The organism is Methylobacterium sp. AC433, assembly GCF_979253015.1.
Genome location: NZ_CEEDBN010000005.1, coordinates 57,340 through 69,798, shown reverse-complemented (window position 1 = coordinate 69,798; position 12,459 = coordinate 57,340). Strand labels below are relative to the sequence as shown.

Annotated in this window: 15 protein-coding genes and 1 riboswitch; of the genes, 9 read left to right on the top strand and 6 right to left on the bottom strand. The window is 72.1% G+C overall.

Annotation, left to right across the window (positions count from 1 at the left end):
- The first annotated feature begins 2 nt into the window (after window positions 1-2).
- Both AC0IWM_RS09880 and AC0IWM_RS09875 read left to right on the top strand, forming a co-directional pair.
- Window positions 3-827 (top strand): ImuA family protein, encoded by an 825-nt coding sequence (locus AC0IWM_RS09880; RefSeq protein ID WP_471754741.1) that lies wholly within the window; start codon window positions 3-5, stop codon window positions 825-827.
- Complete coding sequence (locus AC0IWM_RS09875) at window positions 745-2,292, top strand: Y-family DNA polymerase (RefSeq protein WP_471754739.1); 1,548 nt, start codon at window positions 745-747, stop codon at window positions 2,290-2,292. The genes AC0IWM_RS09880 and AC0IWM_RS09875 overlap by 83 nt, the downstream gene beginning before the upstream one ends.
- A gap of 168 nt (window positions 2,293-2,460) precedes the next feature.
- On the opposite strand, the gene thiC is transcribed toward AC0IWM_RS09875, so the two are convergent.
- A complete protein-coding gene (gene thiC / locus AC0IWM_RS09870) occupies window positions 2,461-4,353 on the bottom strand; it encodes a phosphomethylpyrimidine synthase ThiC (protein WP_471754737.1) in 1,893 nt (630 codons plus the stop codon).
- Between the two features lie 78 nt (window positions 4,354-4,431).
- A riboswitch (TPP riboswitch) is annotated at window positions 4,432-4,540 on the bottom strand.
- Window positions 4,541-4,689: 149 nt separating this feature from the next.
- Between thiC and AC0IWM_RS09865 the strand changes: the two genes are divergently transcribed.
- Window positions 4,690-5,394 carry a BA14K family protein gene (locus AC0IWM_RS09865; RefSeq protein WP_471754735.1) on the top strand — a complete coding sequence of 235 codons (705 nt, stop codon included), beginning with the start codon at window positions 4,690-4,692 and terminating at the stop codon, window positions 5,392-5,394.
- A gap of 98 nt (window positions 5,395-5,492) precedes the next feature.
- On the opposite strand, the gene AC0IWM_RS09860 is transcribed toward AC0IWM_RS09865, so the two are convergent.
- The 3 genes from AC0IWM_RS09860 to AC0IWM_RS09850 form a co-directional block, all read right to left on the bottom strand.
- Entirely contained in the window at window positions 5,493-5,747 is a 255-nt protein-coding gene (locus AC0IWM_RS09860; RefSeq protein ID WP_055956943.1) for a hypothetical protein, read from the bottom strand.
- Between the two features lie 116 nt (window positions 5,748-5,863).
- A complete protein-coding gene (locus AC0IWM_RS09855) occupies window positions 5,864-6,094 on the bottom strand; it encodes a hypothetical protein (RefSeq protein WP_471754733.1) in 231 nt (76 codons plus the stop codon).
- Between the two features lie 186 nt (window positions 6,095-6,280).
- Entirely contained in the window at window positions 6,281-7,048 is a 768-nt protein-coding gene (locus tag AC0IWM_RS09850; protein ID WP_471754731.1) for a zinc metalloprotease, read from the bottom strand.
- A gap of 231 nt (window positions 7,049-7,279) precedes the next feature.
- Between AC0IWM_RS09850 and AC0IWM_RS09845 the strand changes: the two genes are divergently transcribed.
- The 3 genes from AC0IWM_RS09845 to AC0IWM_RS09835 all read left to right on the top strand — a co-directional run bounded on the left by AC0IWM_RS09845 (window position 7,280) and on the right by AC0IWM_RS09835 (window position 9,760).
- Window positions 7,280-8,125, top strand: coding sequence for an alpha/beta hydrolase (locus AC0IWM_RS09845; protein ID WP_471754729.1), 846 nt, complete (start codon window positions 7,280-7,282; stop codon window positions 8,123-8,125).
- A 24-nt stretch (window positions 8,126-8,149) separates the two neighbouring features.
- Window positions 8,150-8,524 carry a restriction endonuclease gene (locus AC0IWM_RS09840; RefSeq protein ID WP_471754727.1) on the top strand — a complete coding sequence of 125 codons (375 nt, stop codon included), beginning with the start codon at window positions 8,150-8,152 and terminating at the stop codon, window positions 8,522-8,524.
- Between the two features lie 123 nt (window positions 8,525-8,647).
- Complete coding sequence (locus tag AC0IWM_RS09835; RefSeq protein WP_471754725.1) at window positions 8,648-9,760, top strand: acyltransferase family protein; 1,113 nt, start codon at window positions 8,648-8,650, stop codon at window positions 9,758-9,760.
- 4 nt (window positions 9,761-9,764) lie between these two features.
- On the opposite strand, the gene AC0IWM_RS09830 is transcribed toward AC0IWM_RS09835, so the two are convergent.
- Window positions 9,765-10,622, bottom strand: coding sequence for a glutamine amidotransferase-related protein (locus AC0IWM_RS09830; RefSeq protein WP_471754723.1), 858 nt, complete (start codon window positions 10,620-10,622; stop codon window positions 9,765-9,767).
- 144 nt (window positions 10,623-10,766) lie between these two features.
- Between AC0IWM_RS09830 and AC0IWM_RS09825 the strand changes: the two genes are divergently transcribed.
- On the top strand, window positions 10,767-11,060 hold the full coding sequence (locus tag AC0IWM_RS09825; RefSeq protein ID WP_471754721.1) for a hypothetical protein: 294 nt from the start codon (window positions 10,767-10,769) through the stop codon (window positions 11,058-11,060).
- A gap of 24 nt (window positions 11,061-11,084) precedes the next feature.
- Here the strand turns inward: AC0IWM_RS09825 and AC0IWM_RS09820 are convergent, their stop codons facing one another.
- Window positions 11,085-11,294, bottom strand: coding sequence for a hypothetical protein (locus AC0IWM_RS09820; RefSeq protein WP_471754719.1), 210 nt, complete (start codon window positions 11,292-11,294; stop codon window positions 11,085-11,087).
- A 178-nt stretch (window positions 11,295-11,472) separates the two neighbouring features.
- On the opposite strand from AC0IWM_RS09820, the gene AC0IWM_RS09815 reads away from it, so the two are divergent.
- Window positions 11,473-11,796, top strand: a complete 324-nt coding sequence (locus AC0IWM_RS09815) for a hypothetical protein (RefSeq protein WP_471754717.1) — start codon at window positions 11,473-11,475, stop codon at window positions 11,794-11,796.
- Between the two features lie 59 nt (window positions 11,797-11,855).
- A complete protein-coding gene (locus tag AC0IWM_RS09810; RefSeq protein ID WP_471754715.1) occupies window positions 11,856-12,305 on the top strand; it encodes a GNAT family N-acetyltransferase in 450 nt (149 codons plus the stop codon).
- The last annotated feature ends 154 nt before the right edge of the window (window positions 12,306-12,459 follow it).

Genomic DNA, 12,459 nt, shown 5'->3' with positions numbered 1-12,459 from the left:
TGATGAGACAGAGCCCTGAAGATCCTCCCGATGCGGAGATCGAGACCCAGCCGTCGGATCGACCGGGCGTGGAGGCGCCTTCTCCCGATGTAGGCCCCTTGGACCTCGCGGCCCTGCGCGACCTGGTGGCCGGCCGCGGCGATGCCCCGGTCCTCCGGGGCGCCCTTCCGCTGGGCATCCACGACATCGATTCGCGCCTCGCACAGGGCGGCCTCGCCCTCGGGCAGTTGCACGAGATCGCCCCGGCCCAGGCGGGGGACGAGCCGGCGGCCCTCGGCTTCGCCCTCGCCCTGGTGGCGCGCCACCTCGCCCGGGTGCGCGGCGAAGCCCTGCTGGTGGCGGGACAGGGCCATCCCCTCCCCTATGGGCATGGTCTGGCCGGTCTCGGCCTCGACCCCGGACGGCTGCTGCTGTTCGAGGTCGCCAGCGACGGCGACGCCTATCGCGCCCTGGAGGAATCCCTGCGCGCGCAGGGGCTGGCCGCCGTGGCGGGCCTCGTCGACGCCGCCCTGCCCCTGACCCAGAGCCGCCGGCTTCACCTCGCGGCCGGGCGGACCGACCTCCTCCTCCTCGTCCTGCGGCCACCGGAGGCGGAGAGCCCCAACGTGGCCGCGACCCGCTGGCGGATCGCCGCCGGCAAGGCCCTGCGCGACCGCTTCGGCTGCATCGAGCGGCCGTGCTGGCAGGTGACCCTCGACCGAAGCCGCAATGGGCGGACCGGACACTGGCTTCTGGAGTGGGATCATGCCGCGCATCGTTTCGGTCTGGCTGGAGCATTGGCCGGTCACGCGGCTGAGGCGGGCGCACGGGTCCAGCGCTCGGGATGACGGCCCCGTGGTCGTGGCCGCGATGGAGGCCAACGGCCTGCGCCTGCTCGCGGTGGACGCCGCCGCCCGCGCCCTCGGCCTCGAACCCGGCGAGACCCTGGCCCGGGCCCGCGCGCGGATCGGCACGCCCGTTTCCGTCCATCCTGCCGACCCGGAAGCGGATGAAGCCGCCCTGCACCGGCTCTGCCTCTGGGCCAAGCGCTACACCCCGGTCGTCGCGCCCTACGGCCCGGCGGAGGGCGGGGATGGATTCTTCCTCGACATCGCCGGGGCGAGCCACCTGTTCGGCGGCGAGGCGCCGCTGCAAGCGGATCTCGCCCGGCGATTGTCCGAGGGCGCGATCCCGGCGCGGATCGCGCTGGCCGACACGCCCGCCTGCGCCTTCGCCCTGGCGCGCCACGGCGGGGGCGGCCTCGTGGCGCCCGGATGCAACGGGGAGGCCCTGCGGGCCCTGCCGGTCGCGGCCCTGCGCCTCGATCCCGGCACGGCGCAGGCCCTGGCCCGCCTCGGCCTGCGCCGGATCGGCGACCTTGCCGCCGCGCCCCGCGCGCCCCTGGCCCGGCGCTTCGGCAAGATCCTGCTGCTGCGCCTCGACCAAGCCCTCGGCCACCGTCCGGAGCCCCTCGTCCCGGCGGAGGACCCGCGCGACTTCGAGGCCGTGCGCGGCTTCCTCGAACCGATCGGCCGGCCGGAGACCATCGTCGCCACGGCCATGCGCCTGATGGAGGGATTGGCCCCGCGGCTGGAGGCGGCCGGCCTCGGCGCCCGGGCTTTGCGGCTGTCCCTGACCCGCGTCGACGGGGTGGTGCGAACCCTCGACCTCGGGATGAGCCTGCCGACCCGCTGCCCGGCCCAGCTCGGGCGCCTGCTGACCCTGCGCCTCGACCGCCTCGGCCCGGCCCTCGATGCCGGTTTCGGCTTCGAGAGCGTGGGCCTCGCGGTCACCGCCACGGGTCCGATCGCGCCGCGTCAGAGGATGCTGGTGGAGGCCGCCGCCGGTGGCGAGGGAGGAGCCGGACATCTGGGCGATGCCCTGCGCCAGCGCCTCGGCCGGCGGATGATGCGGCTCGGCTTCCGGGAGAGCCACCTGCCCGAGCGGGCCGAGATCGTGGAACCCTGGGGGGCGGGCCAGCGCAGCCAGGCGGGCTGGGCCGATCCGGCGCCCCGGCCGAGCCTGCCGCCGCGGCCGCTGGTGCTGCTCAGCCGGGGCGAGGCGGCCGAAGACGTCATCGCGCTCGCCCCCGACGGGCCGCCGCACCGCTTCCGCTGGCGCCGGCGCCTGCACCGGGTCGCCCATGCGGACGGGCCGGAGCGCATCGCCGATGCGTGGTGGCACGCCCCCGGGCCGACGCGGGACTACTATGTGGTGGAGGACGAGGCCGGCCGCCGCCTCTGGGTCTATCGCGAGGGATTCCTCACGATGGAATCGCCCACGCGCTGGTTCGTGCACGGGCTGTTCGCGTGATGTGATCGGGAAAGGCGCCCGGGAGATCGCGCCGGGCACCCCGCCCGCTCTCCGATGCCTCCGAAGCGCGCGCGGACACGGCTCTCGAATTCCGTGCGCCGCGGGCGGTCCTTTCGCGCGCTGCCTGTCCCGGGCCGGTCAGTTGAGACTGGCCCGGGACACAGCCCCCTACTCCGCCGCGTCGACGTAGAGCTTGCCGCCCTCGGCCTGGAACTCGGCGGATTTCGCCGCCATGCCGGCCTCGCGCTCGGCCGCGCTCAGGGGCGCGGCCTCGCCGAGCACCTGCCCGGCCGCCTCCATCGCCAGCACCTCGGCGCGCAGGTCCTGCGTGATCTTCATCGAGCAGAACTTCGGGCCGCACATCGAGCAGAAATGCGCGACCTTGTGGGCGTCCTTCGGCAGGGTCTCGTCGTGGTAGGCGCGCGCCGTGTCGGGGTCGAGGGAGAGGTTGAACTGGTCCTCCCAGCGGAAGTCGAACCGGGCCCGCGACAGGGCGTCGTCGCGCAGCTGCGCCGCCGGGTGGCCCTTGGCGAGGTCGGCGGCATGGGCCGCGATCTTGTAGGTGATCACGCCTTCCTTGACGTCGTCGCGGTTGGGCAGACCGAGATGCTCCTTCGGGGTGACGTAGCAGAGCATGGCGCAGCCGAACCAGCCGATCATCGCGGCGCCGATGCCGGAGGTGATGTGGTCGTAGCCGGGGGCGATGTCGGTGGTCAGCGGGCCGAGGGTGTAGAACGGCGCCTCGCCGCACTCCACGAGCTGCTTCTCCATGTTCACCTTGATCTTGTGCATCGGCACGTGGCCGGGGCCCTCGATCATGGTCTGGCAGCCCTTGTCCCAGGCGATCTTGGTGAGCTCGCCCAGGGTCTCCAGCTCGGCGAACTGCGCCGCGTCGTTGGCATCCGCGATGGAGCCGGGGCGCAGGCCGTCGCCGAGCGAGAACGAGACGTCGTAGGCCCGCATGATGTCGCAGATCTCGTCGAAGCGCTCGTAGAGGAACGACTCCCGGTGACCGGCGAGGCACCAGCGCGCCATGATCGAGCCGCCGCGCGAGACGATGCCGGTGACCCGGCGCGCGGTGAGCGGCACGTGGGCGAGGCGCACGCCCGCATGGATCGTGAAGTAGTCGATGCCCTGCTCGGCCTGCTCGATCAGGGTGTCCTTGAAGACCTCCCAGTCGAGCTTCAGCGGGTCGCCGCCGACCTTCTCCAGGGCCTGGTAGATCGGCACGGTGCCGATCGGAACCGGCGAGTTGCGCACGATCCACGAGCGGATGTTGTGGATGTTGCGGCCCGTCGAGAGGTCCATCACCGTGTCGGCGCCCCAGCGGGTCGCCCAGACCAGCTTCTCGACCTCCTCGGCGGCCGAGGACGTCACGGCGGAATTGCCGATATTGGCGTTGATCTTCACCAGGAAGTTGCGGCCGATCGCCATCGGCTCCACCTCCGGGTGGTTGATGTTGGCCGGGATGATGGCGCGGCCCCGGGCCACCTCGTCGCGGACGAACTCGGGCGTGATGAAGGCCGGCAGGGACGCGCCGAAGCTGTTGCCGTCGGCCAGCGCCGCCTGCGCGCCCTCCAGCATCGTCTGGCGGGCGAGGTTCTCGCGGTTGGCGACGTAGATCATCTCCTCGGTGATGATCCCGGCGCGGGCGAACTCGTACTGCGTCACCATCTGGCCGGGGCCGGCCTTGCGGATCTCGCGGGTGGCCGGGCACGGGGCCACGAGCTTGTCCTCGGGCACGAAGCCGTTGTCCTCGGGCTTGACCGCGCGCGGGGTCACCGTGGCGTAGCCGCGCCGAGCGATCCAGGGCTCGCGCACCAGCGGCAGGCCGGCATGGAGGTCGATCTTGGCATCCGTCTCCGTGTAGGGACCCGACGGATCGTAGACCCGCACAGGGGCCTCCTTCGGATCGCTGAGCGTGATCTCGCGGAACGGCACCCGGATGTCGTCGTGCCCGGCCACGGGCGCGTAGACCTTGCGCGAGCCCATGATCGGGCCGGTGGTCACCGCCTGCGGCTGGCCCTGCGGCAGATCCTTCGGGAGAACGGGTGCATTCATCGGTTTCGCTCCTGGCGTGGGAGACGATCCGGTTCATGGGCGGAGGGATTGGACGGGATGGCGCCTGGAGATTCGCGCCGTCGTTGAGATTCCCGTCCCTCCGCCGGTACGAACCGGATCAGGTTCAAGGGTCAGGGCGACGCGCCCAATCTCAGCTCCCGTACTCGGAGCCCCCCTCGGAATGCTTCCAGATTCGAGGTCGGCGGCCGTTTTGTCAATCACCGGTCCGGCAAACCGACGCGGAAGGGCGTGTGAAACGAACTTTATCGTCAGGCCCCGCGTTCGTTAACCAGAAGTTCGACCCTCGGGGTCGGCACACGAACGACAGGTTCTCCCATGAAGCGCATATTCCTGGCATCGGCCGCCCTGGTCGGCGCCCTCTCGATGATTCCCGCCTCCGCCGATGCGCGTCCGGGCGGTGGCGGCGGCGGCTTCCGGGGTGGCGGCGGCGGCTTCCATGGCGGTGGCATGGGCGGCGGCGGGTTCCGCGGCGGCAACTTCGGTGGGGGTGGCTTCCGCGGCGGTCTCGCTCAGGGCGGCGGGTTCCGCGGCGGCAACTTCGGCGGCGGCGGGTTCCGCGGCGGCCTGGCGCAGGGTGGCTTCAACCGCGGCGGGGCTGTCGGCGTGGGTGCCGTCGGCGCCGGAGCGGGCCTTGCTGCCGGCAACGGCTTCCGGGGCGATCGCGGCGGCTTCAACCGGGGCGGCGCCTATGCCGGACGCGGCTACGGCTACCGCCGCGGCTACGGCGGGCTCGGCCTCGGGCTCGGCCTGGGTCTCGCAGGAGCCGGGATCGGCTACGGCCTCGGCAGCGCCTATGGCGGCTACTACGGCGACGACTACTATGCCGGCGGTTATGCCCCGGCCTATTACGGCGGCTACGCGCCCTATGGTGGCGGCTATGCCGCGACGGGCTACGAGGCCGGTCCGGAAGTCGCCACCGGCGGCGACGACGTCGCCTACTGCGTCCAGCGCTTCCGCTCCTACGACCGCCGCACCGGGACCTATCTCGGCAATGACGGCCAGCGCCACGCCTGCCCCTGACGGCTGACGCGTCACCGCAGCATCGAGGGGCTCCGCCGCGAGGCGGAGCCCTTTTTCGCGTTTCGAGACCCGGGCTTGCGGACGCCGAGGGTGCCGCTTCAGGACCCCTGCAGGCTCTCGGCGAAATCGTCCGGCACCTCGCCGAAGCTGCCGAGGATGGATGCGCTCTCCAGTTCCCCCGTCTCGTCGTCGGCCACGACCTTGATCGCCGCCGTACCGGGGAAGCGCGCCGCCATGGCCTCGGCTTTCTTCAGCGCCCCACTCTCCGTCACCGCCACCTCGCGGTCCCCCGGCGAGAGCCGCTTGCGCTTGAGCACGAAGGTCTGCACCAGGAACGTCGTCTTGAGGGCCATCGCGGGGTCTCTCCACCGGGCGCACCGGATCGCGTCGGGTCCGGAGGTCGAGGGGCACCTAGCACGAAAGCTCGCTCGGCCCCCACGATGCCCGAATGCCGCGGCTGCCCGTCCAGTCAGGGTTCGTCCGATTCCGGGTCATGGGACGCGTCGAGGCGCTGGATCAGGCGGCTACCGTCCCAGAGCTCGACCGACCGTCCATCCACGAAGTCTCGGGCCCGCTCGATGGCCTCGGCCTCGGTGCAGCCCGCGAGGGATTTGGTGCGAAGGACACGGCCGGAAGCGTCGAGCAGGAGAACGCGGTAGGCGTGAGGCGAGGCCTGCCGCCCCGACGTATCGTCACGCATGCTGTGCTCACGACCTCGACCATCGCCGCCATCGGGCGCGACGCCCCGGATTCCGAGCCCTGCACGACCTGTCCGCACCCGCGGCAAGCGTACGGCCCGGCTCGCTGACGGACACATTGCATCGCAGGCATTCAGCCGGCAAATCAAATATCGCGCCCCGTCCGCCGTGGCGGAGCATCTGCTCCATCACCAGAGGCGAACGAGCCTGAAACCGGCGATCACATCGGCGAGATCGATACCGAACGTCTCGGTCAACAGCAGGCTGGCCCGGAACAGGGGTCGGGTGAAAGCCGAGGAAGCCAGGAACAGGCCCAGCAGGACGAGGCTCGGACGCCGGGCCATCCGGTCCGTCCAGGATAAGATGGCGGTTCCGGAGTCGGGCAGCCATGGCCGGAGGATGCCGTAGCCGTCCAGGCCCGGGACCGGCATCAGGCCGAGGACCAGGGCCGTCCCCTGGAACAGAACCGAGACGGCGAGAACCGCCCGCAGGGTCTCGGCCTCCGCACTCGTCAGGCCGTAGAGCAGCGCGAGCGTGAGAAGGAAGGCGAAGCTCATCGCCGGACCGGCCGCAGCCACCGCGGATTGCCGGCCCCGGCTCAGCCTTCCCTCGGGCGGTACACCGGCTCCGCCGGGAAACCCGATGCCGCCCAAGATGGTGAACAGGGCCGGCAGCAGCATGGTCGCCACAGGGGCGGGCGCCCGCAGCGGATCAAGGGTCAGCGCCCCGGTCGGAGCCAGGCCGCAATGGCGCGCGGCGCGCGCATGGCCGTACTCGTGCAGGCACTGGCCGAGCACCCAGCCGGCCATCAGAAACACGAAGGCGGCGCCCGAGCCCGCGAGTGCCCCGGCACCGATGCCGAAGCCGATTCCGCAGAAGATCAGCCCGAGGAGGAGCACGTTCGGGCTCAGGCCCGGAATGCCCGCGGCCCGTCCATCGCCGGACGATCCCGTCATGGCGCGCGGCGCCGGACCGGTGCGGGCCGGACGGCCCGGTCGTGCACTTGCTCGAGCCGGCGGCGGGGGGAGACGGGAACGGGCGTTTTCACGCGACGCAACATCGCTGGTGACACGCCAAAGTCCAGTCCCTACCTCTCGGACACGCCCCGAAGCCCCTTCCTCGGGTCCGGCGCCCCGCCATGACACCTCGAGGCTTCGCCGGATCGCGGCCTCCCATCAGTCGAGCGCATGCGTCTTCTCGCTTCCCTCGTGGCCACCGCGTTCCTCGGGCTCTCCCTCCTGGGAGTCACGCTCCTGACCGTGTTCCAGCGCCACCTGATCTACCCCGGCGCCTTCCGCGGCCAGGCGCCCGCTCCGGCCCGGCCGGCACCGGCGGGCACGGAGGCGGTCAGCCTGCCGACGGCCGACGGGGAGCGCCTGCTCGGGTTCTGGCGCGCGCCGGAGCCGGGCTGCCCCATCATCCTAACCCTCCACGGCAACGGCTCGCGCCCGGAGCCCGGCGCGGCGCGCTTTGCCGGCGCGCCCTGGCGCGCCGCAGGCTGGGGCGTCCTCGCCATCGCCTATCGCGGCTATCCCGGCTCGACCGGGAGCCCGAGCGAGGCGGGCCTGATCGCCGACGGGCAGGCGGCCTACGCGCTGGTCCAGGCCCGGGCGCCCGGGGCGCCGGTGCTGCTGCACGGGCACTCCCTCGGCGCCGCGGTGGCGGTGGCCCTGGCCGAGAGCCGGCCGCATCTCGGCCTCTACCTCGAGGCGCCGTTCGATTCCCTCTCGGCCATCGTCGCCGGGCGTTTCCCGTACCTGCCGACCCGCCTGCTCCTGCAGGACACGTTCCGGTCCGATTCCCGCATCGCCGCGGGTACCGGGCCGGTGCTCATCGTCCATGGCGCGGACGATGCGGTCGTGCCCAGGGCGCATGCCGAGCGGCTGGCCGCACTCGCCGGTCCGCGCGCGCGAATGACGGTGATCGCCGGCGACCACGTGTCCATCCTCGGGACGCAGGATCGGCAGGCCCTCGATGTCTTCGGATCGAACGATCCGGCCTGCCGCCCCCTTGTCCCGCCAGCGGTCCGCTGACGGACCCATCCGACGGAGAGGCCCTTGGGACGACGAGCCCGACTCTGGCGCAACGACGACCCGGCGACGCACGGTCCACAGGCCAAGCCTGCGGTCACCTGCCCGCTCTGCGAGCGGCCGATCCCGCCCCATGCCAAATCGAGCCTGCATCACCTGACCCCGAAGCTGAAGGGCGGAGCGCGGGCCGGTACGGTGCGCCTGCACCAGATCTGCCACTCGGCGATCCACGCCCGCTTCAGCGAGGCCGAGATCGCCCGCCGCCTCGCCGAGGTGGACGCCCTGCGGGCCGCACCCGAGATGGCGGAGTTCCTGGCCTGGATCCGCACGAAGCCGGACGACTTCCATGCGGCGACCCGCATGACGCGCGGCCGCCGGGGCGCCAAGCGCAACCCGCACTGAAGGCCGCGATTCGCGACGGCGCCTTTACCGTCCGTTCGGTATGATCGCCGAGCGTTCCGGCCCGTATCCCCATCCTTAAGACCTCGCGCCCGAGGATCGCAGCCCTGTGAGCGGGGACGGATCATGGCGGCGGTCGAGGCTGGGCAGGGAGCGGGGCGGCACGCGGCGGGGTCCCCCGAGGATGCGAACCGGCTCGCCTGGGTGGATGTCGCCAAGGGCCTCTGCATCATCCTGGTTGTGATGATGCACTCGACCCTGGGCGCCGGCATCGCCATGGAGGGCGAGGGCTTCCTCCACACCGTCGTGGCCTTCGCGCGCCCCTTCCGCATCCCGGACTTCTTCCTGCTGTCGGGACTGTTCCTCGGGCGGGTGATCGACCGCGACTGGCGCCTGTTCCTCGACAGGCGCCTCGTGCACTTCGTCTATTTCTACGTCCTCTGGGTGCTGATCCAGTCGGCCTTCAAGTATGGCCAGATCACCGACGGTGCCGGTCCCGGCGCCTTCGTGGCCCACCTCGCCCTGGCCGTCGTCGAGCCCTACTCGACCCTGTGGTTCATCTACCTGCTGGCGGTGTTCTCGGTCCTGACCAAGGCCCTGCGGCCGGTGCCGACGGCCTGGCTCCTCGGCGGGGCGGCTCTGCTGCAGGTCCTGCCCGTCCATACCGGCTCGGAACTGATCAACGAGTTCTGCGACCGCTACGTCTGGTTCCTGGTGGGCTATCTCTTCGCGGCGCGGATCTTCACCTTCGCCGACCTCGTGCAGCGCCATGCCCGCGCGGCCCTTCTCGGCCTCGCCCTGTGGGCCGCGGTCAACGCCGCGATGGTGTTCATCCCCACGGGATTCCGCGCCGTTCCGTTTCCGGCGAACCTTCCGGGCCTGAGCCTCGTCCTCAGCGGCGCGGGGGCCCTGGCGATCGTCGCCATCGGCGCCCTGATGTCCCGCGCGGGCGGCCCAGTGACGGCGGCCCTGCGGGCCTGCGGCCAGCGCTCGATCGTGATCTATCTGGCCTTCTTCCTGCCGATGGCCCTCACCCGCACCCTGATCGTGAAGTCCGGGGCGATCACCGACATCGGCTGGGCGAGCCTCGTCGTGACCGTGGTGGCGATCCTGGTTCCGCTGGCCTTCGAGCGGATGATCCGTCACACGCGCCTGTCGTTCCTGTTCGTGCGGCCGCGCGCCTTCCACATCGTCGGCGCCCGCCCGCGGCCGGGCGCTGCCGCCCTGCGCGTGGTCTGATCCCTCAGGCCGCGGCTTCGACCCGCGGACGCACGAGACGGTCGAGGAAGTTGCCGATCTCCGCGCGCCGGCGCGCCGGCTCCAGCAGTTCGGCCCCGAGCCGGTGGCGGGCGATCAGGTCCCGCTGCCCGTCCGGGTCCGCGTGGATGCGGCAGAGATCGGCCGCATAGGCCTCCACCGCCGCGTGGTCCGGCAGCGCGCCGGCCTCCACCACGTCGTCGGCGCTGAGGCGCAGCATCGCCGCGAGGGCGTCGAGGTCGAGTTCCGGGTGGTACTGCGTACCCCAGAACACGCCCGCGCCGTGCCGGATCTCGATCGCCTGGACCGACAGGACCCCGTTGCCGGCCAGGACAGTGGCGTGAGCCGGCGGGGTGATGACGGCGTCGAGATGCATGGCCGGCGCGTCGAAGCGCTCGTCCCGTCCCGCGAGAAGCGGGTGCGCCCGCCCGGCCTCGGTCCGCACGAGGTCGCGCGAGAACCCGTATTCCGGCCCCTTCGGATTGCGGGCCGCGTGGCCGCCCGCCACCACCGCGGCGACCTGGACGCCCCAGCAGGAGCCGAACACGGGAAGTCCGGCACCGAGCGCCTCGGCCACGAGACCGATCTGGCGCCGAACCGCCGCGGATTCGTCGCAGACGTGAAGCGCCGAGCCCGTGAGGACGAGGGCGTCGAAGCCGGCGAGCGTCATGCCGGGGGGCAGTGCCGCATCGGCGTCGGCCGGGTTGATCAGGGTGCAGGCGACCCCGGCCGAGATCTGGCGCAAGACCTCCGCGTAGGCTTCCGCCGAGGTGACGCCGGTGGCCGAAACGTGATCGGCCCGTCCCGACCGGTCGTTCCCATCGGCCACGAGGAGGTGCAGCATCTGTGCGGTCCCATCCGGCCCGGAGCCGGTCAAAGGGACTGGGAACGATCCCTGCTTCCCCTCGTTCCCGTCAGGCTGGACGCCGGATCGCCGCATGGCGGCGCCGTGTCGATTCGCACCGTGAGATCACGACCGGAGGATCCGATGGCCACGCGACGTCCCGCGACCGCCCCGCGCGAACGCGCGTTCTCCCGGCGGTCGCCCCTGAGCCTCGCTCTCGCCGGCCTAGCGCTCGGCCTCGCTTCGCCGCCCGCCGCCGCGCAGTACATGGCCCTGACAGCCCCCGCCCCCCGGCCGGCCTCGCCCGAGGCGCCGAAACCGGTGGCGCCGACGGCCCGGCCGGTCGAGCATGCCTTCAACGGACAGTTGCCGAACCAGCGTACGGGTCTCGGACGCCAGCGCGTGGTGCGCGACATCTGTATCGGCTGCGACCGCTGATCCCAATGCGGACTCGGCCGGCGATCAGGCCTCCTCCCGGACCCCGCGCGTGATCGCCTCCACCATGCCCTGGGACAGGCGCACGAACTGGCCAGTGCCGTGCCCACGCGCGTCGAGGAGTTCGGCGAAGACAGGCTTGGCCGGCTCGTAGGCGAGCGCATCCCGGGCGCGCGGCTTGCGGCGCTTCTCCCGCAGGCGGTCGGCGAGGGCGGCAGGAACGAACGGATCGCGCAAGTCCGGCAGGCTCCTCTCGACGGCCTCGCGAGGCGGCACCGCGCGGCGAGGTTCGGGCTTAGGACCGCGCTGGTTGCCGGATGCTTAAGGCGCGCGGCCGGCGACCTTCCCGGACGCCCTCTCGCGGAACCCTATTCCGCCGGCCGAGGTTTGGTTTGCCGAATAGGGAGAAAACTTGATGTCTGACAGCGTGTTGGCCACCGTGACCGTTCCGTCTCTCAGGGCCGCCCGCGTGGCGCGGGATCGCCTGTCGCGCGCCGGCTTCGCGCGCAACAGCGTCGAGATCGACCGCCTGGACGACGACGCCTTCGCGGTGTCGATCGCGACCCGGCCGGAGAACCACGACCGTGCCGAGCGCATCCTGAGCGGCTCGCCGCTGGGCAACGACCTGCGCGCGGCGGGGCAGGCTGCGGCGAGCCGCTTCCAGGACAATCGCGGCCTCGCCCTCGGCCTCGCGGCCCTGGCGGGCTTCGCCCTGTTCGGCCTGATGCGGCGCGACTAGAACGGTCCAGGGACCCCTCGCTCCGCCGGCCCGGCTGGCGGAGCCGATCGGAGCGATGCGTGGCGAGCCGTTACGGGCTGGAGATCCGGGCGGCGCATGGCGGCGACGTGGCGGGCCTCGCCGAACTCCTGCGATCCTGCGGCCATCCCGTCGCCGCCGAGGCCCTGGCCGAGCGGATCGAGGCCCTTCGGCAGGGCGCGGGCGCCGCGCTCGTCGCCATCGAGTGGGGGCCGCCGAGCGGCCTCGTCGTCGTCCATTGGTATCCGTCCCTGGCCGCCAGCCTGGCGACGGCGCAGATCACCACGCTGCTGGTCGATCCCGATGCACGACGGCGCGGCATCGGCCGCCTCCTCCTGAAGGCGGCGTCGCAGGCGGCGCGCTCGGCGGGGTGCGGCGATATCCAGCTGCTCGCCGGCCCTCGGCAGGCGGACCTGCAGGCCTTCGGCGCCGCCACCGGCTTCACCGACCAGGGCGTCCTCTCGGTCAGGCCCCTGCGCAAGAAGGGGTGAGCGGGGCGGACCATCGCGCGTCAGGTCGTTCCGGCACATCCGGCCCGCCCGGCGGCCGCCTGAACATTCGGTGCACGAACCGCGGAGGCCATCGAATTTCCCCTGATTTCTCAAGGCTTTGAAAAATCAGCCGGTTAACACCCCTTAAACCCGC